27 protein-coding genes and 1 other RNA gene are annotated in these 25,811 nt (G+C 36.1%); 8 read left to right on the top strand and 20 right to left on the bottom strand.

What is annotated here, in order from left to right; all coding sequences use genetic code 11:
* Nucleotides 1–15: 15 nt before the first annotated feature.
* Both AB3219_RS07135 and ezrA read right to left on the bottom strand, forming a co-directional pair.
* On the bottom strand, nucleotides 16–1,161 hold the full coding sequence (locus AB3219_RS07135) for a cysteine desulfurase family protein (protein ID WP_216753421.1): 1,146 nt from the start codon (nucleotides 1,159–1,161) through the stop codon (nucleotides 16–18).
* Between the two features lie 200 nt (nucleotides 1,162–1,361).
* Nucleotides 1,362–3,071 carry a septation ring formation regulator EzrA gene (gene ezrA / locus AB3219_RS07130; RefSeq protein WP_216753420.1) on the bottom strand — a complete coding sequence of 570 codons (1,710 nt, stop codon included), beginning with the start codon at nucleotides 3,069–3,071 and terminating at the stop codon, nucleotides 1,362–1,364.
* Nucleotides 3,072–3,233: 162 nt separating this feature from the next.
* On the opposite strand from ezrA, the gene AB3219_RS07125 reads away from it, so the two are divergent.
* Both AB3219_RS07125 and rpsD read left to right on the top strand, forming a co-directional pair.
* A complete protein-coding gene (locus AB3219_RS07125) occupies nucleotides 3,234–3,704 on the top strand; it encodes a GAF domain-containing protein (protein WP_216753419.1) in 471 nt (156 codons plus the stop codon).
* A gap of 193 nt (nucleotides 3,705–3,897) precedes the next feature.
* Nucleotides 3,898–4,506, top strand: coding sequence for a 30S ribosomal protein S4 (gene rpsD, locus AB3219_RS07120; protein ID WP_057784710.1), 609 nt, complete (start codon nucleotides 3,898–3,900; stop codon nucleotides 4,504–4,506).
* A gap of 50 nt (nucleotides 4,507–4,556) precedes the next feature.
* On the opposite strand, the gene AB3219_RS07115 is transcribed toward rpsD, so the two are convergent.
* Nucleotides 4,557–5,150 carry a DUF1054 domain-containing protein gene (locus tag AB3219_RS07115; protein ID WP_263773306.1) on the bottom strand — a complete coding sequence of 198 codons (594 nt, stop codon included), beginning with the start codon at nucleotides 5,148–5,150 and terminating at the stop codon, nucleotides 4,557–4,559.
* 87 nt (nucleotides 5,151–5,237) lie between these two features.
* Between AB3219_RS07115 and AB3219_RS07110 the strand changes: the two genes are divergently transcribed.
* From AB3219_RS07110 to AB3219_RS07090, 5 genes are all read left to right on the top strand, one after another.
* Nucleotides 5,238–5,699, top strand: a complete 462-nt coding sequence (locus AB3219_RS07110; protein WP_216762441.1) for a YueI family protein — start codon at nucleotides 5,238–5,240, stop codon at nucleotides 5,697–5,699.
* 10 nt (nucleotides 5,700–5,709) lie between these two features.
* On the top strand, nucleotides 5,710–6,984 hold the full coding sequence (locus tag AB3219_RS07105) for a replication-associated recombination protein A (RefSeq protein WP_057807800.1): 1,275 nt from the start codon (nucleotides 5,710–5,712) through the stop codon (nucleotides 6,982–6,984).
* A 51-nt stretch (nucleotides 6,985–7,035) separates the two neighbouring features.
* A non-coding RNA gene (ssrS, locus tag AB3219_RS07100) (6S RNA) lies at nucleotides 7,036–7,223 on the top strand.
* Nucleotides 7,224–7,320: 97 nt separating this feature from the next.
* Nucleotides 7,321–7,602, top strand: coding sequence for a hypothetical protein (locus AB3219_RS07095; RefSeq protein ID WP_057807798.1), 282 nt, complete (start codon nucleotides 7,321–7,323; stop codon nucleotides 7,600–7,602).
* A gap of 112 nt (nucleotides 7,603–7,714) precedes the next feature.
* Nucleotides 7,715–8,185 carry a universal stress protein gene (locus AB3219_RS07090; RefSeq protein WP_057807796.1) on the top strand — a complete coding sequence of 157 codons (471 nt, stop codon included), beginning with the start codon at nucleotides 7,715–7,717 and terminating at the stop codon, nucleotides 8,183–8,185.
* Between the two features lie 164 nt (nucleotides 8,186–8,349).
* Here AB3219_RS07090 and AB3219_RS07085 read toward each other — a convergent pair whose 3' ends face one another.
* The 5 genes from AB3219_RS07085 to AB3219_RS07065 form a co-directional block, all read right to left on the bottom strand.
* Nucleotides 8,350–8,904, bottom strand: a complete 555-nt coding sequence (locus AB3219_RS07085) for a DNA-3-methyladenine glycosylase I (protein ID WP_057807793.1) — start codon at nucleotides 8,902–8,904, stop codon at nucleotides 8,350–8,352.
* Nucleotides 8,905–8,941: 37 nt separating this feature from the next.
* The gene (locus AB3219_RS07080; protein WP_216762443.1) at nucleotides 8,942–10,708 is read right to left on the bottom strand and encodes a glycerophosphodiester phosphodiesterase; all 1,767 of its coding nucleotides are present in this window, start codon (nucleotides 10,706–10,708) and stop codon (nucleotides 8,942–8,944) included.
* Between the two features lie 216 nt (nucleotides 10,709–10,924).
* On the bottom strand, nucleotides 10,925–12,037 hold the full coding sequence (locus AB3219_RS07075) for a D-alanine--D-alanine ligase family protein (protein WP_057807789.1): 1,113 nt from the start codon (nucleotides 12,035–12,037) through the stop codon (nucleotides 10,925–10,927).
* Nucleotides 12,038–12,120: 83 nt separating this feature from the next.
* Entirely contained in the window at nucleotides 12,121–13,158 is a 1,038-nt protein-coding gene (locus tag AB3219_RS07070; RefSeq protein WP_216754383.1) for a zinc-binding alcohol dehydrogenase family protein, read from the bottom strand.
* Between the two features lie 14 nt (nucleotides 13,159–13,172).
* Nucleotides 13,173–14,144, bottom strand: a complete 972-nt coding sequence (locus AB3219_RS07065; protein ID WP_216754384.1) for a DUF2785 domain-containing protein — start codon at nucleotides 14,142–14,144, stop codon at nucleotides 13,173–13,175.
* Nucleotides 14,145–14,291: 147 nt separating this feature from the next.
* On the opposite strand from AB3219_RS07065, the gene AB3219_RS07060 reads away from it, so the two are divergent.
* On the top strand, nucleotides 14,292–15,020 hold the full coding sequence (locus AB3219_RS07060) for a DUF975 family protein (protein ID WP_057807309.1): 729 nt from the start codon (nucleotides 14,292–14,294) through the stop codon (nucleotides 15,018–15,020).
* A gap of 174 nt (nucleotides 15,021–15,194) precedes the next feature.
* Here AB3219_RS07060 and AB3219_RS07055 read toward each other — a convergent pair whose 3' ends face one another.
* The 12 genes from AB3219_RS07055 to yidD all read right to left on the bottom strand — a co-directional run bounded on the left by AB3219_RS07055 (nucleotide 15,195) and on the right by yidD (nucleotide 25,630).
* Nucleotides 15,195–15,974, bottom strand: a complete 780-nt coding sequence (locus tag AB3219_RS07055) for a hypothetical protein (protein ID WP_057807308.1) — start codon at nucleotides 15,972–15,974, stop codon at nucleotides 15,195–15,197.
* Nucleotides 15,971–16,837 (bottom strand): ABC transporter ATP-binding protein, encoded by an 867-nt coding sequence (locus tag AB3219_RS07050; protein WP_216754385.1) that lies wholly within the window; start codon nucleotides 16,835–16,837, stop codon nucleotides 15,971–15,973. The genes AB3219_RS07055 and AB3219_RS07050 overlap by 4 nt, the downstream gene beginning before the upstream one ends.
* Nucleotides 16,827–17,204, bottom strand: coding sequence for a GntR family transcriptional regulator (locus AB3219_RS07045; protein WP_057807304.1), 378 nt, complete (start codon nucleotides 17,202–17,204; stop codon nucleotides 16,827–16,829). Before AB3219_RS07045 ends, AB3219_RS07050 begins: the two co-directional genes overlap by 11 nt.
* Nucleotides 17,205–17,216: 12 nt before the next feature.
* Nucleotides 17,217–18,995: an FtsX-like permease family protein gene (locus AB3219_RS07040; protein ID WP_367369386.1), complete on the bottom strand. Its 1,779-nt coding sequence runs from the start codon at nucleotides 18,993–18,995 to the stop codon at nucleotides 17,217–17,219.
* A gap of 10 nt (nucleotides 18,996–19,005) precedes the next feature.
* Nucleotides 19,006–19,788 carry an ABC transporter ATP-binding protein gene (locus AB3219_RS07035; protein ID WP_263749744.1) on the bottom strand — a complete coding sequence of 261 codons (783 nt, stop codon included), beginning with the start codon at nucleotides 19,786–19,788 and terminating at the stop codon, nucleotides 19,006–19,008.
* A gap of 155 nt (nucleotides 19,789–19,943) precedes the next feature.
* On the bottom strand, nucleotides 19,944–20,858 hold the full coding sequence (locus tag AB3219_RS07030; RefSeq protein ID WP_216754388.1) for an L-lactate dehydrogenase: 915 nt from the start codon (nucleotides 20,856–20,858) through the stop codon (nucleotides 19,944–19,946).
* Between the two features lie 114 nt (nucleotides 20,859–20,972).
* Nucleotides 20,973–21,806 carry a MetQ/NlpA family ABC transporter substrate-binding protein gene (locus tag AB3219_RS07025; RefSeq protein ID WP_216762445.1) on the bottom strand — a complete coding sequence of 278 codons (834 nt, stop codon included), beginning with the start codon at nucleotides 21,804–21,806 and terminating at the stop codon, nucleotides 20,973–20,975.
* A 19-nt stretch (nucleotides 21,807–21,825) separates the two neighbouring features.
* The gene (locus AB3219_RS07020) at nucleotides 21,826–22,512 is read right to left on the bottom strand and encodes a methionine ABC transporter permease (RefSeq protein ID WP_057807294.1); all 687 of its coding nucleotides are present in this window, start codon (nucleotides 22,510–22,512) and stop codon (nucleotides 21,826–21,828) included.
* Nucleotides 22,502–23,539 carry a methionine ABC transporter ATP-binding protein gene (locus AB3219_RS07015; RefSeq protein WP_216754390.1) on the bottom strand — a complete coding sequence of 346 codons (1,038 nt, stop codon included), beginning with the start codon at nucleotides 23,537–23,539 and terminating at the stop codon, nucleotides 22,502–22,504. The genes AB3219_RS07020 and AB3219_RS07015 overlap by 11 nt, the downstream gene beginning before the upstream one ends.
* 364 nt (nucleotides 23,540–23,903) lie before the next feature.
* Nucleotides 23,904–25,103 carry an FtsW/RodA/SpoVE family cell cycle protein gene (locus AB3219_RS07010; RefSeq protein WP_253953493.1) on the bottom strand — a complete coding sequence of 400 codons (1,200 nt, stop codon included), beginning with the start codon at nucleotides 25,101–25,103 and terminating at the stop codon, nucleotides 23,904–23,906.
* A 30-nt stretch (nucleotides 25,104–25,133) separates the two neighbouring features.
* Nucleotides 25,134–25,352, bottom strand: coding sequence for a DUF2969 domain-containing protein (locus tag AB3219_RS07005; protein ID WP_057807289.1), 219 nt, complete (start codon nucleotides 25,350–25,352; stop codon nucleotides 25,134–25,136).
* A 17-nt stretch (nucleotides 25,353–25,369) separates the two neighbouring features.
* Nucleotides 25,370–25,630, bottom strand: coding sequence for a membrane protein insertion efficiency factor YidD (gene yidD / locus AB3219_RS07000; RefSeq protein ID WP_074693943.1), 261 nt, complete (start codon nucleotides 25,628–25,630; stop codon nucleotides 25,370–25,372).
* Between the last annotated feature and the right edge of the window lie 181 nt (nucleotides 25,631–25,811).

Here is a 25,811-nt window from a genome sequence, read left to right as displayed (position 1 = left end):
AAGTAGCTCCTTGTCTTAATTTAATTTGGCAAATTCTGCATAAAGTTTATCAAACACTTTATTAAATTCTTGGGCTTCTGCAACTGTATTATCAGCATCTAAACTTACTCGAATGGCGCTTGTTGCAATGTCATCCGGTGTTTTCATAGCAGCTAAAGTACTTGATTCTACTTGTTTCTTGGAAGAACAAGCGCTGGTCGTTGAAATAAAGATATTGTAACGTTCAAAGGCATGAACAACTGTTTCACCACGAACTCCCTTGATTGCAAAACAAAGAATGTGCGGTGCAAATCCGTCGTTTCGTTGAGTAAACATTGTTACATTTTTAAACTTACTTACGTGATCAAAAATCGTTTCTTTAACCGTTTGTTGCTGTTTCACATTTGCAGGTTCATTTTGTAAAAGTAAGCGTAAAGCCTTGGCCATCCCAGCAATTGCTGGTAAATTTTCAGTTCCACTACGTTGATTCTTTTCTTGACCGCCACCGGTCATCAGCGGTGCAATTCGTCGGCCTTCACGAGCATAGATAAAGCCAATTCCTCGAGGTGCATGAAACTTATGACCAGAAAAAGTCACAAAATCAACTCGATCATTAAAAATTGCGGATTGAATACCTTTACCAATTCCCTGTACTGCATCAATATGAAAATGAATTTTTGGATACTTTTTAAGTACTTCAGCAGCTTCCTTGATTGGCTGTAACGTCCCAATTTCGTTGTTTACTGCCATGATAGATACTAAGATTGTGTCTGGTCGAATAGCCGCTTCAAGATCCTTAACTGAAATTCGTCCCTCTTTATCCACTGGTAAATAGGTAATGTCGTAACCTAGTTGCCGTAATTGCTCCATACTGTTGGTAATTGCTGGATGTTCAACGGCAGTTGTAATCAAGTGCTTTCCAAAAGCTCTTTTTTCGATAGCCGTTCCCTTAACCACCCAATTATCGCCTTCCGTTCCACCACTGGTAAAAAATATCTCATGCGGTTTCACATTTAGCAAGTCGGCAATTTGTTTTCGTGATTGCTCCAATAGATTAAATGCGGTTTCACCCATATTATGCAAACTAGATGGATTACCCCAGATCTTTTCACTGACCGTTTGGTACGTTTGTAAAACTTCTGGTGCCACTTTGGTTGTGGCGCTGTTGTCAAAATAAATCATGATATATATTCCTCTACTTCTTCAAAAAATTCTTTATTAATTATAACAACCGAATTAACAGGTAACAAGCCATTACCGAACTTCATCTATGATACTCAAAAATAGAAACAAAAACAAAGAATTCTATTTATTTGAAAGAAAAAACAATCCGAACCGAATTATTCAGTTCAGATTGTTTTACTTGAAACAACTTTTAAAACCTAATATTGAGTGTTCTTTTGCTTTTGATAGCTATCCGTCAACTGATCAACCATTCCTGGTTCAACGCTCTCTAATGCTCGACTAATTACACTTAAACTTTGTGCATAATCATGATCTTCATCAAATAACTTTTGAGCTCGTTTACTTGCGTTATCTACCGTTTCATTACTGTGACGATAACGATTTGTATACTGAATAATTTGTTCACTTAACGCAGCGTTATCCGTTAATTCTGTAGTTTTCTTGGCTAAGGATTGCATATCCTTATCAATCATTCCTAGTTGTTGATCAATTTGTTTCATATCAATTTTGACTTGGTTCATATTAGAAGAAAGTTTTTCAATCTCATCACTAACTACAAAAAAGTAATCCATGTAACTAGCTGGAATTCCTGGTAAATTCAGATTTTCAATGTGTCGCTTGATTTCGTGAATCTCTAAATCAAACTGATGAAGGGTTCGCCGTGAATCTTTCTCTTCTTCAATCAACTTTTGAATACTTTCATTAATAGCCGTTTGTTTAGATTCGATTTCATCAAGTTGATCATTTTCATCATGCATTCTCTGCAAAATTTCAGAATAAACCACTGGTTGATTAGTAATAGCTTCAGCATCTTGATCATGTTCATTACGAATATCTTGGAGTTTTGTCTCTAAATCATGTGCCTGACCATCTTCGTTGCCATTCAGAACATAACTTTGTCCCAAACGATCAATTTCAATCAACAAAGTATGACTTTGTTTTTCAGCATGTTCAATATATTCCGCAATGGTTTGAAATCCACCATCAACCTCAGTTCGGGCATCAATTTCTGTTTGCATCAAATCATAAAGGTTATCAATTCGGCTGGCAATGGTATCATTATTGCCCTTAACAGCATCAAGTCTCAAGTTACTCAATGTATCAATGTTTTCTTTGATTTTTTGAGAAATATCTTCAATATCATTTGGAATTTCATCGTCCACAAAGGCGTAATTATGATTAATTAATTGCGTATAACCATTCTTAATTTCATCTAACTGACCAGGGAAATCTTCATTTAATTGAATATAGAGTTCAGGAATGGCTTCCAATTGATCCTCTAATACCTTAGTACTGCTTTGCAATTGCTGTAACTGGCTTTCCGCTTTCTTATGATCGCCACTTTCAACAGTTTTAGCAAAATTCTCAAATGCATTTTCAAGGCGTTCTAAACTGTCATTTAACATATCAATGCTAGGACCATAAGTCATGTTTTTGGCCAATAGCGTTTTACGTAAAGTTTGATATTTATGACGTAACACCTTAACTTCATTTTGTTGATCTTCATTTTCTTGTTTAATCTGATCTAATGCAGCTTGAATTCGATCTGATTCTGATTGAATTACCTGAATTGCATCCTTAATTCCAGAAACGTCAGAACGAGCATCAAAAATTTTCATGTCATTTACATTTTGTTGCCCGTTTTCAGCCAACTCATCAATTTCAGGAAACTTATTATTTTTGACGTTTCGGTAATCATCTTGAAGATTTTGGTATTCTTCTAAGGAAGAACCCGCCAAATTTAGGTTGCCAACTTCATCAAGTTCACTCGCAACGGGCAAATCCATCAAATCAGATTTCTTATTTTGAAGATCTGTAATTTGCTTCAATAAATATCGCTGATACAGCACGATTCCTACATATATAAGAATTGCTACCACGATTATACCAATTAATACACCCAACATGAGAATCCCATCCTTTGTCTACGTCATTATTCATTTAAATGAATTTTGTTGCTTTCTTGTTTTGTTCAATATAAAATAAGACCCAAGTTAAATTATAGCATAGGATTTTACAGTTTCACTATGTGATTTTTATATTTCTAGTCCAATTTGGAGGAATTTTTTATGACACAAAAAACGCTCTCACTCATGAACCAACAATTACACGCCCTTTTAACCGGCGAAACTAATTTAGTTGCCAATATGGCGAATGCTTCTGCTCTTTTAAAATCCAGTTATACGGACATTAATTGGGCAGGATTTTATCTTTACGATCAACCTAAAGATGAACTGGTACTTGGTCCTTTTCAAGGGAATGTTGCTTGTATGCATATTGCTAACGGATCCGGCGTTTGTGGCACGGCCTTTAAAGCTCAAAAAGTTCAACGCATTGCAAACGTACATGAATTTGCCGGACACATTGCTTGTGATAGCGCAAGCAACTCGGAAATTGTCGTCCCTCTCACTAAAGACAATCAGAAAATTGGTGTTTTAGACATTGATTCACCATCACTTGATCGTTTTACTGAAGAAAATCAGGAAGAACTTGAAGCTTTTGCCGCTGTCTTCCTACAGCACGTTGACATTAATGCTTAATTTGTTGTAAACTGTTCATTGTGTAAAATAATGCAGCGGCGAGTGGTAAGCTCGTCAACAGACTGGTGCCCTTTAATTGGTTCAATTAGTAACCTTGCGGCTGCAAAGGTGAAGATTGCAAAACAGTCTGCACGAATACTAAACTCGCAATCGGATTATTTTACTCCAACAAAAATATTGGAGGATTTACTTTATGTCTCGTTATACAGGTCCAAGTTGGAAAATTTCTCGCCGCTTAGGTATTTCTTTAAGTGGTACTGGTAAAGAATTAGCACGTCGCCCATATGCACCTGGTGATCACGGTCAAAACAACCGTCGTAACATTTCAGAATATGGTCAACAACTTCGTGAAAAACAAAAGTTGCGTATGATGTACGGTTTGACTGAACGTCAATTCTCAAACTTATTCAAACGCGCTGGTAAAATTAATGAAGGTAAACATGGTGTTAACTTCATGATCTTACTCGAACGTCGTTTAGATAACGTTGTTTATCGTTTAGGTTTAGCAACTACCCGCCGTCAAGCACGTCAACTTGTCAATCATGGTCACATCACTGTGGATGGCAAACGTGTCGACATTCCTTCTTATGAAGTTGAAGTTGGCCAAGTTGTTAGTGTTCGTGAAAAATCAAAAGATTTGAAGATTATTGGCGAAGCTGTTGAAGCTGTTGTTGGTCGTCCTCAATTTGTTCAATTTGATGCTGATAAGTTAGAAGGTTCATTAACTCGTCTCCCAGAACGTGACGAATTAGAAGCTGACATTGACGAATCATTAATCGTTGAATATTACAACAAACTTTAATTTTTTATGGTTTGTTCAAAAAAACGTTTGGAAACTATTCCAAGCGTTTTTTATTTGTCCCAAATTTGAGATAAAGTTAAAATGGTTTGTTTGACGATTCTTAAAGTCTGTTCTTTATTATCTAAGTAACGATTATTTTTTAAAAATACACGGCCAATTAAAACCTCGGCTTGCTTTTTTCTTTGGTAGTTTTTAACACTTTGCGAATAATTCTCTTTATTTATATCAACAAACGGTTTAACCATATGATTAGTCGATAAATTTAAAAGAAAATGTGAATTCAGGAAAGCACCTTGTTTTACTTGCAAAGATTCAATGGCCGCTTCACGTTCTTTTATATTCGTTTCAAATGCTAGCCATAAAAATAACCGATCATCCCAAACACCAATTTCATAGTGCGGTACCATTTTGTAACCACGATTATTTTTTCCAAACGCTACCCAGGTATTTGGTGGCGGATTCAAATGACGACGCGCATGTTTGGCAATGAACGAATGATAGCGTAAATCATCTTTATTTAAAATAGGCAGAATTTCTTGAATCACTTCTTCAAAAAAAGGATCCGTGCGTAACCGAATTAGTTTTAATCTTTCTTGGACATCTGTTTTTTCAAAAGCAGAAAATAACTGGTCTCTAAATTCCATAAAATCCCTCTTTCTAGGCGCTAAACGAGATAGCTTTTAGTTAAAATGCTATACTGATTATACTATCTAGAAAGGATTGTGAGCGCAATGGATAATAAATCTAATAACGTTGACTCTCGATTACAAAACGCCATGCACGGCACTCCAAAACTCAATCCAGATGAGCAACGAAAATATTTAGGGACCTTTCGTGAACGAGTTGCCTTGTCAATGACCGTAGCACAAATAAAAACGCAACGCTTTGAAAAAGCATTCGTTAACGAGATGAAGAAACATTCTGACTACCAATTGCTCATTAATGGCAATATTGATCAGTCTTTAATTGGACCTTATATGAAAGCGGCAAGTCAGATTTCTTTAAAATTCACAATAAAAACAGACAGCATTTATACTACAAGGGATCAAGATTTGGCTCTTGTCTTGGCTGCCAAAGAATCACTTAATGTGACTGATATTGATGTTGCTCATTTTGAAACAGAAGTATCGAGTCCCGAAATAACTCATTCAACATCTCTGTTAGATAGACTTAAAAATAGTTTTCGAAATTAGGAGTTTTATCATGCAACAACCATTAGCATATCGAATGCGTCCCCAAAAAATTGAAGAAGTCGTTGGTCAACAACATTTAGTTGGTCCAGGAAAAATAATCGCCCGAATGGTCAAGGCAAAACTACTTTCCTCGATGATTTTATACGGTCCGCCGGGTACCGGAAAAACAAGTATCGCCAGTGCCATTGCAGGTTCCACGAAGTATGCATTTCGCAAACTAAACGCAGCTACTGATTCAAAGAAAGACCTTCAAATTGTAGCTGAAGAAGCAAAAATGAGTGGCACCGTCATCTTATTACTTGACGAAATTCATCGTTTGGATAAAACCAAACAGGATTTCTTACTCCCCCATTTGGAAAATGGCCGGATTATTTTGATTGGTGCTACCACTGAAAATCCTTATATTTCAATCAACCCTGCTATCCGTAGTCGAACACAAATTTTTGAAGTTCATCCATTGACTCCAGAAGATATTCAAAAAGCAATCAAGCGAGCGCTAACAGACACAAAAAACGGATTAGGATTATTAAACGTCAAACTATCGAAATCGGCCATGAATTTTTTGACTCATTCCACAAATGGTGATCTTCGCAGTGCTTTAAATGGTCTTGAACTTGCTGTTATGTCTACAGAGTCAGATAAAAATAAGGAAATTCATATTTCTTTAGATACTATTGAAGAATGTTTGCAGAAAAAAGCCCTCACCCAAGATAAGAATGGTGATGCCCATTATGATGTGATTTCTGCTTTTCAAAAATCAATTCGTGGTAGCGATGTTAATGCGGCACTTCATTACATGGCCCGATTAGTCGAAGCTGGTGATTTGCCTAGTATTGCACGCCGTTTAATGGTCATTGCCTATGAAGACGTTGGTCTTGCTAATCCACCTGTTTGTGCAAGAACAGTTTCTGCTATTCAAGCTGCCGAAAAACTTGGTTTTCCTGAGGCACGTATTCCGTTAGCGGATGCTGTAATTGAGCTTTGTTTATCACCAAAGTCAAACTCAGGAATCACAGCCATGGACGCTGCATTAAACGAAGTAAAGTCTGGCAACTATGGTGATATTCCGGCTGATTTAAAAGATGCTCACTACAAGGGCGCTGAGAAACTTGGTCATGGTACTCATTACAAATATGCACATGATTATCCTAATGATTGGGTTAAACAACAGTATCTTCCAGACAAGATTAAAAATGCAATCTATTATGAACCAAAAGAAAACGGTAAGTTTGAGGCTGCATTAGCAGAACAATATCAACGCCTTCTTCACGCACAACGAAAATAATCAAACGTTTTGAAATTGAATTCTTAGCGGTTCCATGCTAAGATAAGAGTGAAATTTCTTTGGTGTACGCGTTGTTTCATTTATGTACTGCCGTTCAAATAATTTGTTTAGGGACTAAGGGTGTTTGGTGGCATGTAGGCCTTCAATTAGGAAACTTAAAGCCAAATCAATTGGTCCCACCGCTAATATACTTGCGGGCTTTCACTGAGAAACGATTAACGGCACCACAAAGTGTTTCCAAAGCATTATGCTTTGTTGGGATTAGGACATTATGTGCTAATCCCTTTTTTTGATAAATTAACGCACCTTAAATTTAAACTATGAGGAGGAAAGCGTATGCTAGTTTCAGCACTTATGATTCTTTTCGCTATTATACTTGGCATTATTGGAACTTTTTTATATCGCCACCAACAACGACCATTTTTACTATTTAATCCTATCGATAACCTTCCTCTTCAGGAACTCCTACGGATCGGTGGACTTGCTTTGATTTTAATGGCAATCATTGCGTTTGTAGTGGCTTGGACACATGTTCTGATTCTTATTGGTCTGATTTTATTATTAGGCTGTTTGTCAACCACTGCAATTTTACTTGGTCTCGCCCATTTCTTACCTTAAACCTTTCAATCGTTCCTAAAAACTTTTCCTACAAAAAAGAAAACGCCATTTTTCTTTTTATTTTACTCAATTTAACGTAAAATAGAGTTATAAAGTTGGAGAGGTGATTTATATGACACAGCAATATAAACATATTTTGGTTCCTGTCGATGGATCTAAAGAAGCAGAACTAGCTTTTCAAAAAGCCGTCGCGGTTGCCAGAAGAAATGAAGGTTCCGAATTACATTTGGTACACGTTGTTGACACCCGTGCATTTCAAAACATCTCAAGCTTTGACACTGCAATGGTCGAGCAAGTTACAGAAACCGCAAAGGTAACGCTTGATAAATATGTGGCTGAGGCTAAGAACAAGGGATTAGATAACGTTGATTATTCAATTGAATACGGCGCACCAAAAGTTGTGATCGCAAATGACATGCCAAAGCAATTGCATACTGATCTCATTATGATTGGTGCAACTGGATTGAATGCCGTTGAACGTCTCCTAATTGGTTCAGTAACCGAATATGTCACTAGAACTGCAATTTGTGATGTTCTAGTCGTTCGTACTGACCTTGCAAATCAACCAGTTAAGATTAAATAAATTCTATTCATTTATTTCAAAAAAACAAGAAATTGAGAATATTTTTTCTCAATCTCTTGCTTTTTTATTTGTGAACTTAACAATGGAAAAAATAAGGTCACTTACCTCATACCCTTTTATCTTATATTATCCTTAAAATACAAATATTAACACATTTGTGACTCTTAAATGGCTAACTCATGGTACCGAAAACAAGTTATTGCATGGTCATTTACAAAACCCGCTGCCTGCAAAAAAGCATTGATAAGTTTAGATCCAATGAATACAAAACCGTCCTTTTTCATTTGTCTAGTAATTCGTTTTGTTAAACATTCTCTTGATTTAAAATCATCAAAAATTACCTGTGGACTTCTAATTGGTTCAAAATCCACAAATTGCCACATATAGTCTGAAAAACTCATCGGCAATTTGGCAACTACTTTTGCATTATGAATAACCGCCCTAATTTTTCGTTCATTACGAATAATTTCTGTGTTTTGCACAATTCGTTCCACATCATAATTCGTATAGCGACTTAACACGTTCGGATCAAATTGTGAGAAAACCGCTCTAAATGCTTCTCTTCGATTTAATACCGTCACCCAATTTAAACCTGCTTGGAAAATTTCCAGTGCAAAACTTTCAAATAATTTTTGCGAGTCCCACACTGGAACTCCCCATTCGTTATCATGATACTGTTTTAATAATTCGTTTTTGATTCCCCATGAACAACGATTCATATTCTCATCTCCTTTGACAAGAATAAAATTCGCAGTTTTACCAAAGTTCAATCAAATTATTAATAATTTCATATTGACTAAGGTTAGTCTTATTTTGCTGTTGAATCACCGTCTGCAGTCTTTGCAAATGATTCGTAATCATACCATCAACTCGTAAAGCTAGCATGCGTTTCATTGGTGCCGTTCCATCCACTGGCCAGGCATATACTTTTTTATGCTGCGCTTGGGCTTGTTGAATAAACTGGCGATTTAATGTATGAAATTCGAGGGAGTAAAAATTAGTCGCGTTTTTAGGAATACGCGCAATATTAAACGGGGTAATAATGCCGTTTGTTAATCCCGGACGTAATTTTTTCAGCTTAGTCATAAACGTCGCATTTAACGAATGAACCATATCATGATGCTTTTCCAAACTTTGACCATATTTTTTATTAAAAAGATTAATCAAATCAGCCGTATCATTTTTGCTAGTTTTGATCTCAACAATTAAAGGTTGTTTAATCTGGTGCGCTGTTTTTAAATAATTAGAAAAACTGCTGATTTTAGTTTGATAGCCATTTTCTCGGATGGTAATTTGAGTTAATTGCTTTAAAGTGAGATCACAAACGGCTACATTTTTGCCAGCTAAATGCATTAAATTGCTATCATGCATCACCACAAACTGATGATCTTTAGTTTCTCTTATATCCATTTCAACATAGTCAGGATTTAATTTGGCAGTTTTTTGCAATGACATAATTGTATTCTGCACACCATTTCTGTCACTCACACCACGATGTGCAATAGTTAAAACAGAAGTGGAATGTTTAGAATTCATTTGAACTGAAAAATAAGCATATGTTGGTGTAACTAATAATAAAAGCCCTAGTAAGGTTAAGCCAATTCGCTTAATTTGTTTTAGATCCCAGGCATGATAGTGAACAGTGCGTTTTTCAAAAACAGGTAATTTTGCCATGGGCAGTTTAACCGCCGAAGTCCAGTAACTTAACCGAACTAAGAATCCCGTCATAAACACTAAAAACCAACCAATAAACAAGAATTCAATAAACGAGATTGCTAAAATCATTAAAATAGTTGAACCCAAGTTTGATTGTAATAGTGCATTCAATTTGAAAAGCACTAATAATATCAGACTTCCGACAATTGCAAAGGGAATTGTTACCCGCACAGCAATAAGCAAAATTTTAAAAAGCATCTTACCTGCTTTGTGTTTGGTTAATCTCCAGCTCATTTTAATTCCATCTAGTAGTGAACAGCGATAACTCACCATGGCCGGAATTGCCAAAAGGAGTCGCAGCGCAATGTAACACAAAATCAAATAAATCACAGTAAAAATTGGTACTACAGTCCACCGATTAGCAAAAACAAAATTTTGAATTGGCACATTTGTGGGAATATGAGCCAAAATAACTGTCGAGAATCCAAATCCGCCAAGCGGAATCGTAATAAATGCATAGAAAAGAAAATAGCCAATGCTTACAATCCAATTTTTTTCAAATAATTGTTGAAGTAAATTTTTCAAGTGATCAAAGTTTACGGTTCGCTGTTGCTGGAATCCACTGGCCATTAATGATGCCGCCATTAACCCAACAAACATTCCCCAAATGATAACAATCGCAAATATAATTTTTAACGGAATTAAAAATGGACTTTCAGATAAGAAAAGCGCGTGTTCAATTAGAATACTAGTCACTACACCTATTAAGAGCGTTAAACTAGTATAATATAAATCTTCATCTGAAAGAATCATGTAATCAATTAAACGCCTTAACTGATAAAATTCTCGAAAGAAGAAACGTTTCATAACATTTTATCCTCCAATATCGTTAAAATAATCTCCCCTTCAATCTTACACCATTCCTTTCAGATTAACTAAAGCTTACCAAAATGAAGAACAAATTATAATTTTTTCGACTGGTTAATCACAACTATCTAACAAAAAAGAGATCGGAAAAATTCCAATCTCTTTTGGAGCTTATTCATTGAACTCTATTTTAAAAACGATGTAAAATCGATCACACTATTCAGCATCAAGTGGTGTGAAATCGTAATGAATCTTAGAACGTCGATCAAACTCTTCAAATGCCAAATCAATCAAGTTGTCAATTAACTTTTCATAACTGATTCCAGAAATTTCCCACAACTGTGGATACAAACTGATATTAGTAAATCCTGGTAATGTATTAATTTCGCTTAAATAAGGCACCTCGTCATGATCTACCAAAAAGTCAATCCTTGCTAGACCGCAACAACCAAGTACTCGAAACGCATCTAACGCCATTTGCTGTACTTCACTTGCTAAAGTGGTTGAGATACTAGCTGGTAATTCAAATTGAACTCCACTAGCGTCTACAAACTTGTTGTTATAGTCATAAAATGTGTCGGACTTTGGCACAATGATACGGCCAACTTTAGATGCTTTTGGATTACGATTACCTAAAATAGACACTTCTACTTCTTCGGGTTGTTCAATCGATTGTTCTACCAACACTTTAAAATCATATCTAAAGGCATCATTTAAACCTGCCTCAAATTCTTCAGCATTAGTTGCCTTATGAATTCCAACTGAAGAGCCTTGGTTAGCCGGCTTTAAGAACATTAATTCTCCCAGTAAATCGCGACAAACATCATAGGTATATTCATTGCGGTTTTCTGGTGTTACCACTACATACTTGGTGTTTCGGATTCCATTATGGGTCAACAGTTGTTTGGTCGTATCCTTATCAAAAGAAACCGCTGAGGCAAGAATGCCACTACCAACATATGGTTTTTTTAGTAAACGAAGTAATCCCTGAACGGTACCATCTTCCCCTAAATTACCATGAATAATTGGGAAATAAACATCAATGTCTCGTTGTTCACTTAAGTTGAGAATTGGTGCTAAAGGATTGCCTTCATCAACTGATTTCAGTGCGTCTGCCACAACTTTGTCTTCTGGTTCGCCATCAAAAATTCTTCTTGATGAAGCATCACTCAACAAATAGCCATCTTTGGTAAACATGAACAAACTGATTTCATAACGATCTTTATCCATCGCATCATAAATATTATGCGCAGATCGTTTCGAAACATCGTGCTCTGATGAATTACCACCAAACAGCAGGCCAACATGAATCTTTTTTTCCGTACTCATTAAAATCTCATCCCATCACTTAGATTTTGTATTGAACCTAAAGTATACCATGAATCTATAGAGAAAAAAATTTAATAAATAAATTATTTGGCATTAAAATTGCCAGTCACGACAACTTTGCCGATCATTTTGTTACTTTCTACTTGTTCATGTGCTCGACGTAAACTGTCTGCATTAATTCCTGTTAAAGTTAATGTTAATGTTGAACGTAATTGCTTGTTATCCAACAATTCAGCAATCTTTGCTAAGATTTGACCTTGAGTCGCCATGTCATCCGTGTGAAAGATACTCTTGGTAAACATAAATTCCCAAGCAAAAGTAATGCTTTTTGCTTTTAGCAATCCCATTGGTAGTGGGTGGGCATTTTCCACAATGGAAGTAATAAATCCTTCTGGGGCCACAATTTTAGCTAAAATTGGTAAATAAGCATCAGTTGATTGAAAAATTGCTGCGTACTTTACCGTTTCAATCCCAACTGCTTTCAACTGATCAGAAAGTGACTGATGATAATCTAAAACAACATCAGCCCCCATTTTTTTAACCCACTCAATTGTTTCTGGTCTTGAAGCCGTCGTAATCACTTTTAATCCAGCCCATTTGGCTAACTGTATCGCAATTGATCCTACTCCTCCGGCTCCGTTAATAATTAGAACTTCCTTACCTGAATTGGCATTTTCTTTAGGAATTAGTGCCATCCGGTCAAAAAGTGTTTCCCAAGCAGTTAAACTAGTCAAGGGCATGGCTGCCGCTTCCTCAAGACTAATTTTATTGGGTGCATGAGCAACAATTCGTGCGTCTACCAATTGAAATTCTTGATCACTACCAGCACGATTATTTGTACCTGCATAAAAAACATGATCACCAGTCTTAAAATTAGTAACTTGATCACCCACTTCAGCAACAACACCATAAGCATCAAAACCTAAAACAGTCGGATTCTTAGTTTCTGGATGACTCTGACGCATCTTAGTGTCCACCGGATTAACAGAAACTGCCTTAACTTCTACTAAAAGGTCATTTCCGCTTGCTTTGGGACGATCAATTTTCAAATTTCTTAAACTATTAGGATCCTCAATTGCCAATCCTTTATAAAAACCAATTGCATTTATTTGTTCACTCATCGAAATTTACTCCTTTAAAATCTAAAATCATTTTCCTCATTCAAATAATCATTTATTTCTTTTGGCATTTCTGGATTTAAAACCAAAGCTTGCAATAGTCGTTGTCGATTATATAAGCGAGTCCACATCTGCTCGTCTTCCTTGGTTTGAATCGAAACTAATTCATGCCGCCAATTTTTCAGCGCCAAAAGTAAAAAGTCACTATATAATTTATTTTGATTTGTTAAATCCGCAATATAGCTTCCTAAGCGTTCCGGTTCTCCAAAAATTAATGGCGTTGTTAGTCGTTTGTAACGGGCCAATAAAACTGCCAGCATAAGAATCTTGTCGGCTCTGACCAAACTGTCATCAACTGCTAACTCATCTAACACATTACCAATATGCGTATAAGCGTGTGCCCAACCCTTTTTACCTGCATAACCACGCGTATCAGTTTCCATCGCAATATACGTGACTAACTGATCGACCAAAGTGTTCTTGCTCTCGTCATCAATAAAATGCGAACCAGCACGATCAATATACAGCAACGTTGATAAAAACATTAGACTGAATGAACGTTTAAATATACCATCATTTTGTGGTTCCGTAATATGTTCAAACAAACTCTGATCTTGAATTAAGTGATCAAAAACTAATTTCAGTTGTTTTTTCGACGTAATCTGTTGTTGCAGAATATCGCTAAACAAGAAATAAACTCCCTTATCACGAATCAATAAATCAGTCGAACCAATATGTTGAAATAAGTGCAACAAATCATCATCAGAAATTTCTTCTAATTTATGATCATTCAACTGATCGCGAAGTGACTGAATTAATTCACGAATCCCATCTTTATCATCTGGTAAATTAATTTCGGTTGGTTTTGTCACCGTAATTGAAGTAATGATTTTGTCTATCTCTGGTAGTAACGATTGATAGATTTGACCACTTTGTAATTTAACACGTAATTCTTGAAGTTTGCTACGTACCTCTTCGACTTCTTTCATAAGACTATTCTCCTTAATTAATAGTTCAATTTTAACACGTCTCCAAATCAAACGTGCCAATAAACCGTTGACTCGTATTCATTTTTTTGCGTATTATTGTCTATTTACCGGTTCATGGTAAAATGAATAAAAGAGGAGGAGTTTTTCATGTCAAAACATCAAATCCGACGAGATTTAAAACGTGAAGTTAAACAAGTTTTTAAAGGGCACTGGGGACAAGCTTCAATGACAGCAATTGTCCCAATTGTACTTCGGGCAATTATCGGCTTCGTCATTTCTTTAGCTATTTTACTTGGCCTTTACCTTGTGATCAAGAATCCTCATTTGCTCAATCATGAAGTTAATACTTACACCCAACAGACGACTTCCAATTCAGGGGCGTCTAACGTTTGGAATTTCCTTCGTAGCGCAATTGTCACCTTTATTGGTGTTGGCATTAGTTACACTTTTCTTGATTGGTTACGTGAACCTAACCGCGAGTTTGCACCTATTAAAAGTGCTTTTCAAGTTTTTACTCGCCGTTATTTCATTCCAACACTTGCGATCTTTGTCATTCAATTTATTTTCTTATTTCTGTGGACTTTACTCTTCATCATTCCTGGAGTCGTTAAATACTATGCCTATTCACAATCCTATTTAATTTATAAGGATCAATTGGCTGCCGGAAATGGTGATCGGATTGAATACATTGATTGCATTACTATGAGCCGTCAGTTAATGGATGGTCACAAACTTGAATTATTCTTGTTACAGTTAAGCCTGTTTGGTTGGTATATTTTATCCTTATGTAGCTTTGGAATTGGTTTCATTTGGTACGTGCCATATTCTCAAGGCGTCTATGCAGCATTTTATAAGCATCTTGTTGCTATTCAATAAAACACAGACTGAAAAAATACATTTTCAGTCCGTGTTTTTAATTTCAACCTTTAAAAAATTAAGGTGTATTAGATTTTACGTTTGCTAGCGTATTTGAAGAACTAAAGAAACGTGTTCTTCAGTCATTTTAGCTAAACGAAAAATCTAATACACCTTAATTTTCACAATTTTTAACTATTGATTCTTTAAAATCAAATGTTGCTGTAACCAATAATTAATACCTGTTCCCACAAATATTGCAACCATCATCACACCAATCGGATGAAATGGATTCCATAAACCTTCACCATCTGTTTTTGTGTAACCCACTAAAAACTTAATAACGTCCTCTGTCCAGTCTAAATTCATAGCCGTATGAAATTGCATTAAAAATCTAATGACAACCACAATACCAATTAAAACTGTGAGCCAAATGATTAACCGTGTTCTTCTTTTAAATAAGGCCGATAAACTACCAAAGAAAGTCCCGATAACCGCAAATGACCATAGTAATAACCACTCGTAAAAAATTTGTGCCGGAACATTCCAAAAGCTATGAAATCCTAAGAACTGACCAAAAAGTTGATTGTAAAATGTGTTATCCACATTTCCTGCATTAGGGACGACTACCATATAATAATACCCATAATTAATCAAACTCATTAATAAACTACATAGGCTAACTACTCCAATTGTAGCCTTCCATACTGTTCGGCGTGAAATACCATTTTGAATATAGAATTTAAACGGACCGTAAATACGATATGAAGAAATAAATAAGAACAAAACTGAAATAAAAGGCAATAAGTTATTTTGCAATAAATTATGTAATGAAACACCTTTAAGACTGCCTGTAAACAAAAATGTAAAAACAACTGGTAAAACAAACATCACCACAAGCGTCAAAAGATAGGTATAACCTACTCCTTTCAAACTATGTTTTAGTTTATTTTTAAAGACAGATTTAGTTTTCACTTGACTGTGCCTCCCCCACTTGTTAAATGAATAAAGAGTTTTTGCAAATCCATTCGTGAAATTTGAACCGTATCCGGAATTTCACGATCATCATTTAAACTTCCAAACACATAATTGCCCTTCAAATTTCCCAGTGATTCGGTACCAATAATGTTCAGTCCTTCTGTGTATTGATCAACAATTTCGCCTGGTCCTGTAATCACGTATGCCTGTGACAGCATATGATCCACATCATCATCCACCAAAATTTTACCGTTTTCTAGAACAAAGACATGTTCAATCATGTTGGCAATTTCTTCAATCATGTGAGTGGAAATCACAAAGGTGCGGGGATGACTACTATACGTATCTAAAAGTTCTTTATAAAATAGCTCCCGGTGATTAGCATCTAATCCAAGAATGGGTTCATCTAAAAAAACGTAGTCAACCGGTAAACAAAGTGCAATGATCAATTTAAAGATTGTTCGATAACCAGTTGATAATTGTCCAAATCTCAATTTAGGATTTAACTCAAATGCCTCACATAAATGTTTTGCATAAGTTTCATCAAATCCACCATACATGATTTTTGAAGCTTTGAACAATTCCTGAAGACGAACACGTTTTTGATAAAGATTAACTTCACTCATCAAATATATTTTACCCAGCAGTTCATCATGTTCATGAGTAGAAACACCATCAATTGTCACAGTGCCGTCGTTGGCAAAAATTCGATCCGTAATAATATTGAGTAAGGTACTCTTACCGGCACCATTTCGTCCAAGTAATCCGTAAATACGATTTGGTTCGATCGTCAAACTAACACCATTCAGAATTTGTTTTTTCCCAAACTTCTTGGTTACTTCAGAAATCTTAATCTCCATTTGTTTTGAACCCCCTTTGGATAAGCTTAATTAATTCAACTTCTGATAATTTTAAATTTTTTGCTTCTGACACAATTTTTTTGACATAGTCTTCAAAAAAAGCACTCTGTCGTTTTTCTAGAATTAATTGATAAGCACCCTTTTTAACAAACATACCAAGTCCACGTCGTTTTTCAACTAACTTTTCAGTCACAAGAATATTCATTCCCTTTAAAACTGTGGCTGGATTTATATGAAATTCTCGCGACATTTCTGTCGTTGAGGGAACTTGTGTTTCTTCTTTAAACGCGCCAGTAAAAATTCCTTCTTCAATCTGATTAGCTACTTGTAGATAAATGGGTTCTTGCCCACTAAAATCAAATTGCATATCATCACCACCTCAAAATTGCATATCTACAGTTGGCACTACTAATTTTTCATAAATAATCACGGTAATTAAATAATAACCCAAATACAGGAGTAAGAAAATTCCAAATGGTGTTTGCAAATGAATATAGGGATTTCCCATTAAAGGAACAAACATTTTCAATCCAAACATAACATGAATCACACCTAAGACGCCAGGTAACAGGAATAACACACCTAATTCTCTTCGAATAGAACGACGAATCAATTTTTGTCGGGTTCCTAACCGATTGAGCATTCGATAGCGTCTTTTATCAGTCTGTGCACCAGATAAAACTTTAAACATTAAACAACTCGCAAGCATGGTGAGAAATGCCAATCCTAAGAAGAAACCGACAAATTCTAAACCGCCGAACATAACGTTGGCTACCTGATAGACTGGGTAGGCACCACCTAAATTTTGAATTGCCATTTTTTGAGAAAACTGATTTTCCTGAATCGTAGCAATCTGCTTCAAAACAGAAGTGTTTTTAGTAAGACCACTAGTTTTTAATAACGTTAATTTAGATTCCCCGGCCTTGATCTTTTGGAATTTACTATGTGTCACCAATTTAACCTGTTGTAAATCATAGTTTGATTGTAAACCTAGCAATTGTTCTTGTGCATGTTCATTATTTTGCAATTTTTTAACCGTAACGTTTTGAACGATAACCTTTTCTTGTTTAACCTTACTTATTTGAAAAGCTATTTTTTGAAACTCATTTTGATCAAAGTAAACTGTTTTACCCTTTATTTTTCTAGTATACGTTGTTTGTTCCTTTAAATTCAGTTTTTGAACTAGCTTTTGTGTTTTAGGTGTTGGCTTATAAACCACCAAGTCGTAAGCAGAACTACCTCTCGCAATACTTGGAATCAAACGATGATAACCCATTCCAACCGTAATCGCGCCTAATGCCAAGGCAAACAAAATACTAACTATCGCCAACATCTTCGTATAATCACGTATACGAAAATTTAATTGTCCCAATGTAAACCCATTTAGTTCTTTAGATACCAGTTGTCCACGTTTCAAGGTCAAAATAAGAATTTGAAAAGGGGCATTGTACAAACAGTAGGTACCCAAAACAATCGTTACGAGCGCAATTGGGATGGAAAGCAACGTCAAGGTTTCAATTGTTGCCATTGCCCAGTATCCGATCGCTAATAATATAAGTCCAAAAAAGCCTTCCGCATAGCGCCAACTAGTTGTCTTGATAGGCTTATCAGCAGTTGTGTTCCCGCGAAGCAATTTCAAAACTGGTCGATGCAATAACTTATATTGGTTAATAATCGAAGCCATAAAAAAGAGAATGATAAAAAAGACAAACGTCACTATTAAAGCTAGATTGTTTAACGCAGTAAAATGAGTCATCTGAACATCCAATCGGCTCATTAACAATTGTGCCAATCCTTTAGTAAGTTTCACACCCACGAGAACTCCCAACGCGGTCGAAATAACACCAATTAATAAAGTTTCTAAAAAAATTAGAACACCTAGGCGCGACTTTTTGCCACCCAACATGATAAACAATCCGTAATCGTGTTCACGCATATTCATCAAAAAAGAATTGGCATAGACAATATAAACTAGTGTAATTATTCCAAGTAGCACTGAGCCAAATTGAAAAACAACGAATGTTAATCCAATTGAAATATTTCCCTTGATTAAGGCTTGATTTGTAGCGATTGCCTCAAACATGTAAAATATTGCACCTGAAATTATCAATCCAGAGAATAACACCATGTAATCACGCCAGCGGTCTTTAATGCTCACGAATGCTAGCTTAAATAACATCGATCGTTTCCTTCTGATCGTTAAAGGTTCCAAGTTTATTCAAAATTGTTTGATAAAACTCCGTGCGACTTTGTTTTCCAGCTTCTAATTGTTCACCAATTTGACCATCTTTTATAAAAAGAATTCGTTCACAATAATTAGCCGAAAACGGATCGTGTGTAACCATTAAAATAGAAACTTGTTCTTCATCATTAATTTGTTTTAAAGTCTCTAAGAGTTCGCGAGCATTCTTGGAATCCAGTGCTCCCGTTGGTTCATCAGTGAACAGTATTTGTGGTCGTGAAATTAATCCCCGTGCTGCAGCAACACGTTGCTTTTGTCCTCCAGATATTTCAACTGGATACTTATCTAATAACTGACTAATGCCTAATTGACTAGCCACTTGGTGAACTAACTCATTTATTTGACGTTTCTTTACGCCTTGTAAAGTTAAAGGTAACCCGATGTTTTCCGCATTTGACAAACTTTCCAAAAGATTAAAATCCTGAAAAATGAAACCAATTTGTTTAGCACGAAAATCTGAAATCTGATTGCCTTTCAATTGTGTGATATCTTGATTTGCAATTAAAACATTGCCCTTCGTCGGTTGATCCATGGTTGCTAAAATATTTAGCAAAGTTGTCTTACCAGAACCCGAAGCGCCCATTATGCCAACGAATTCACCTTTTTTAACATTAAAATTAACATCCTTTAGCGCTGTGTACTGTTTTTCGTTTTTCTTTCCATACACTTTGGTCACACTCTGAACATCAATAACCGTTTGCGTTTTCACAGTTTTATTCCCCCACATTAGTGAATTAGTTAGTTACTCATGTGATTAACTATACTGAAGAACTAATTTTCTGTCAAGAAAAAAAAGCCTTTAAATCAAAGAAACTGAGAGTTTTCCCCAGTCTCAATTTGATTTAAAAGCTTTTTTGAATTTTTTTAGTCTAGTTTAGCCACATTATCATGAATCATCTGAGCAGAGCTAGCAAATTTCTTTGTTTCTTCGTCTGTTAATGGTAAATCGACAACTGATTCGATTCCATTTTTACCAACGACTGCTGGTAAACCAACATACGTATCATACTTCTTACTATAACCTGATACTGGGCAAACTAACCGGGCATCTGACAAGACTGCCTGTCCCAAACTCACACCACAAGTAGCAATGGCATCAGAAGTGAAGCCTTTTCCTGAAGCAACTTCCCAAGCTCCTTGTTTAGCTTCATCAGCTAACTTATCAAAATCAAAGTTCTTAGCTTCAGGTAAGTCTTGAATCGCCTCACCTTGGACCCGAACACTTGACCAAGCTACAAATTGCGTATTACCGTGTTCTCCTAACACATAACCTTCAACACTGCGCGGATTAACATTTAATTTCTCACCAACAACTCGCTGCATCCGTGCTGTATCTAAGAAAGTTCCGGTACCAAAAACGCGTTGTTTTGAAAATCCAGTTAATTTTTGTAAGTAACTTGTCACAGCATCACAAGGATTCATAATATCGATAATAAAGCCTTTGAATCCTGAAGCAACAATCTTAGGTGCAATTTCTTTCACAACAGCAGCTGTAAATTTGAATTCATCAAAGCGGTCACCACCGTTAGTTGAAATTGAAATGTCTCCAGCCGAGATATACAAAATATCAACATCTTTCAGGTTATCATAATCCTGAATTGTCACTTGCGTTGTTGTGTTTAATCTTGCTTGTGCATCCTGCAGGTCTAATTGCTCCGCACGTGCCTTCTTTTGATCTTTATCAATAAGTACTAGGGAATCTGCAATTCCCTTTGTAACCAAAGTATATGCAACTGTACGTCCAACATTACCTAAACCAATAATTCCAAATTTTCGCATCTTAACACCCTTTTCTCATTATTAACTTTATCGTACCATTTTTCAAAAGATGGTCAATATAAAAAAGTTACCAAAACTTATTGTGTCAGTTTTGATAACTTTTTATATGAGAACTTATTTAACAGACTTTACAGGTAAAACGGCACCCTTGTAATGAGTCTTGATCCATGATTGTGTACTCTTGGATTGTAGTGCCTTAACCAATTTCTTGATCGCCTTATTATTCTTTTCATTAGGACGAATTGCAATGATATTCTTATATGGTGATGAAGATTTTTCAATTGCAACTGATTGTGTGATTGGATTTAAGCCACTTTGGACCGCGTAGTTCGCATTAATCACAACAGCATCGCCCTGATTATTCTTATATAATTGAGGCATCAACTTTGGTTCGTAGCTGTGCTTGAATTGTAAATGTTTAGGATTAGAAGCGATATCACTAAAGTTAGCGCTTGTAATATCCACACCCTTCTTAATAGTGATTAACCCAGCATCCTTAAAAATCGTTAAAACTCGCCCATAATCAGGGGTATTGCTGCTAACTAACACGGTTGCATTCTTGGGAAGATTTTTTAAGTTCTTATATTTTTTTGAAAATACTGAAATTGGTTCCAAATGAACGGCACCAGCATCAATTAAGTTACCCTTATTTGCCTTATTCCATTGCTTGAGGAATGGAATGTGTTGGAAATAGTTAGCATCAATATCGCCGTTAGCCAAGGCCTTGTTTGGTAAAACATAATCTTGGAAAACTTTAATTTTTAAATTGACGCCTTCCTTTTTTAATTCAGGTTGCACATGTTTTAAAATCTGGGCATGAGGTACCGCGGATGCCCCAACCGTAATGGTGGTTGTTTTAGAACTCGTACTTGTCTTTTTACCACAAGAAACCAACAACAATGCAGTTGCAGCAACTGCTAATAAACTAAAAATTTTACTCTTCTTCATATTCAAACTCCTCCTAAAATTAAAGTACACGTTTATCAACTTTTCGGGTTGCGAAGTCCCCGATAAATTGGAAAGCAAAAACAATTAACACAATAATTACCGTGGCAACCAAAGTTACCGTGTTATTACTACTCTCAAATCCTTCTTGGTAAGCCAAATTTCCTAGACCACCAGCACCAATTGCACCGGCCATTGCCGTGTAACCAATCAAAGAAATGGTTGTCACAGTAATGCCTGAAATCAAGGCCGGTAAACTCTCTGGTAACAAAACCTTAGTAATGATCTGCCATTGACTTGCTCCCATAGCATCTGAGGCTTCTAACACGCCACGATCAATTTCATGAAATGCCAATTCCACCATTCGTCCATAAAACGGTGCGGCTGAAACGATCAACGATGGTAATGCGGCAACGGGACCAATGATTGTCCCGACCACCTGTTTGGTAAAGGGCAATAATAGAACAATCAAAATAATAAACGGAATGGATCGGAACACATTCACAAACAAGGCAACAATCCAATTGATAATTCTAACAATCAAATTATGACTACCACTTGTTTCAAATAGCAGTAAACCAATAAAATAACCTAAAACTGCGACAGCGACGATTGAAACAACCGTCATCCAAATGGTCTCCCAAGTAGCACTCCACATTTGATTCCAATCAACCGTACTAAACTCAAAATAGCCAGTATTACCGCCCATGTTCGATCACCTCCGTTTCAACACGCATCGTCTTTAGATAATCTAAGGCGCCCTTGATATCTTGTTCATCACCAATTAACTGCAAGAACAGTGACCCAATTGCACCCTCCTGCGTTTGATGAATATTTCCTTCAATAATGCTAATTCGTAGTTTCGGAAACTTATGAATGATTTCAGATACAATAGGCAGATTTGCTTGATTGCCATGAAAAGTTAACTGAATAATACGGCCATTAGGATATTCTTTTAACAGTTGTTCAACTGCTACATTTGTATCTTCCGGTGATGGTGCTGCCTCGGAATAAACAAATCGTTTGGTAATTGGCTGTTGTGGATGATTAAAAACATCTAGAACTTGACCAGATTCGATAATCTTACCACCGTCTAAAACAGCCACATGATCACAAATTTTTCGAATAACATGCATTTCATGCGTAATCAAAATAATCGTAATCCCTAAACGTTTGTTAATATCCATTAACAAATCCAAAACCTCATCGGTTGTCTGTGGATCTAAAGCACTGGTTGCTTCATCTGAAAGTAAAATTTCAGGATCATTTGCTAAAGCTCTAGCAACGCCTACCCGCTGTTTTTGTCCACCGGACAGTTCAGACGGATAAGCATCTTCCTTACCCTCTAATCCAACTAACTTGATCAATTCATCTGCTTTTTTCTTTCGATCATCTTTTGAAATTTTAGCAATTTCAAGGGGAAATTCAATGTTCTTACGAACGGTTCGTGACCATAATAGATTAAAATGTTGAAAGATCATGCCAATTTTATGGCGTTTTTTTCTTAAAGCTCCCCGATCCAACTTAGAGATTTTTGTACCATTGACTTCAACCTCACCAGTCGTTGGTGTTTCAAGACCATTTAACATTCGAATTAAGGTTGTCTTACCAGCACCGGAATATCCAACTATTCCAAAGATTTCGCCATCCTCAATTTGCATATTCACATCTTCAATTGCTTTAACAGTTCCCTTTTCTGTTGTGAAGGTCTTAGAAACATCTTTAAATTCTATCAAATAATCAACCTCCTCTTTCTTTTAACCAAACAAAAAAGTCCTTCGTCCTGCTGATATAAAAATCAACCAGGACAAAAGACTTCTCTTCCGTGTTACCACCCAAATTTACCAACTTTTCACAAAGTCGGCCTTAACGAGTCAAACAACTCTAACGCTATAATGGGCGCACCCAGTATTCACTTACAGATTGCTCGTAAATACCTTTTCTAATCAAGACCATCTTCAACTAACCTTACTGTTCCGTCTCACCAATGGGAACTCTCTTAAAGTAATAATCAATTTACTCATCTTGTTTTAATGTTTAGCTATTAAATGCAGTATACCCATTCATTTCATGTCTGTCAACCACAAATATTAGCTTTATTTAAAAATCTGTTTTTTGTAATGTATTATACGAATCATGATGGAAACGCATCGACATAATCAATCCAATTCCGATCATATTACCAATAAGTGCCGACCCACCTTGACTTACAAAGGGGAGCGGAATACCAGTTAAAGGTAACAACCCAATGTTCATGCCGATATTTTCTAAAACATGAAATAGGATCATCATAATGGTTCCAGTGGCAATATAAGCATAGAAAGCATTTTTAGTATCAAAAGTTACCCGTAACATTTGATAGATTAAAAGCATATACAGTAAAATTAAAACAGCACTTCCAATGAAGCCAAAGTTTTCACCGATTACAGAAAAAATCATATCTGATTCACGAACTGGTACATAAACATTAGAAACATTGAAACCTTTTCCAAATATTTGACCAGATCCAATGGCTTTAATGCTCTGCCATAGCTGATAGCCTTGATTAGTTGTATCTGCTGAAGGATGCAACCAAGTATCAATTCGGCTAAATTGATAACTCTCGAAACCAACATGTGATAATATCGTTCGTCCCCAGTCACTGACTACCAACATTAGTGTGCTGCTGGCCAAAATAGTAACCGTTACAAATGCTGGTACCAGAATTCTCCACGTTATTCCAGAAACAATGATCAATCCTGCAAAAATAGCAATAAAAACAAGCATGGTCCCAAAATCATTTTGCAAAAGTAATAGTACTGGAATGGGAATGGTCCAAAGAATCATTTTACCAATTAACTGCCAATCAGATCGCATCGTGTGTCGTTTATGCTGAGCATTGAAATCTGTAATAACCTTGGCCATCATTAAAATATAAGCCGGTTTCATCACTTCAGACGGCTGAAAAGTAAATCCCTTAAAAGCAAACCAACTTTTAGCACCGCTGGCCGCATAAGTTCGACTATAAAACAGCAAAACGGCCACCAACAGAAAAATACCAAACCAATATGCATATGGAGCTAGCCTCCAAAGTTGTTCAGAATCAAACTGCATAATGACAACTACCGCGGCGATCCCTAGTACATACCAAACTAACTGTGAAGCAACCTGTCGAATGACCTTTACACTACCCGTATCATGCGACGCAGCCACATATATTGAAGCCAGGCCAATCAAAGCTAACATTAAAACCGAAAAAATTATTCCATAATCAATGCGAGAATCGCCTTCCCGTCTTCTAACTCGTGAATCGTTATTCAATACAAAGACCCTTCCTTAATCTGCTTATGCCTACTGGTGAAGATTGTATTCTTGCAAAAGCCATTCAACGGCATCGTCTAATGACTTCGCCGTAAAATCTCCGCCGCCAATTAAATGAGTCGCAAATTCCTTATCTTGCGGAGTAATTTCGCCAATTAAATTTTTAGCAATGAATAGCTGCTGGATGGTTTCTCCATTAACTTCTTTTTCTTCTATTTGAACTTTGACACTCTGTTGCTTTTTAGACATATTTTCCTCCATACGAGTTAATTTAATATTTTTTCATCAGGATGTGGGTTACGTTTCAACGTAAAGTAGTTCGGAACAGGATCATAGCCACCCTTAACGAATGGATTACAGCGTAAGATCCGTGCTATTCCCATTAGAGTTCCCTTAAATGCACCATGTTTTTTTAGGGCTCCAACCATGTAATTAGAACAGGTTGGGTAATATCGGCAACTTGGTGGAAAAAGTGGTGATATAAATTTTTGATAGGCACGCACAAACATTAAAAATAAGCTTTTCAAATGTATCCACCTCTCTAAAATATCCAATCTAACAGCCTATTATAGCACACCCATTATTCTCTCAAAAGATGAAATCTGCTCAAAATCAGGGCATAAAATCAAACGAACAGACGGTCAATTAAGCAACACGTTTCACTAAATGTTGTTAATCGACCGTCATTAGTTTTCTTTTTTTATCAAA

Source organism: Pediococcus ethanolidurans, assembly GCF_964062635.1.
Classification (GTDB): domain Bacteria; phylum Bacillota; class Bacilli; order Lactobacillales; family Lactobacillaceae; genus Pediococcus; species Pediococcus ethanolidurans.
Note: the sequence above shows the minus strand (reverse complement) of the source record. Positions and strands in the feature narration are given on the sequence as shown.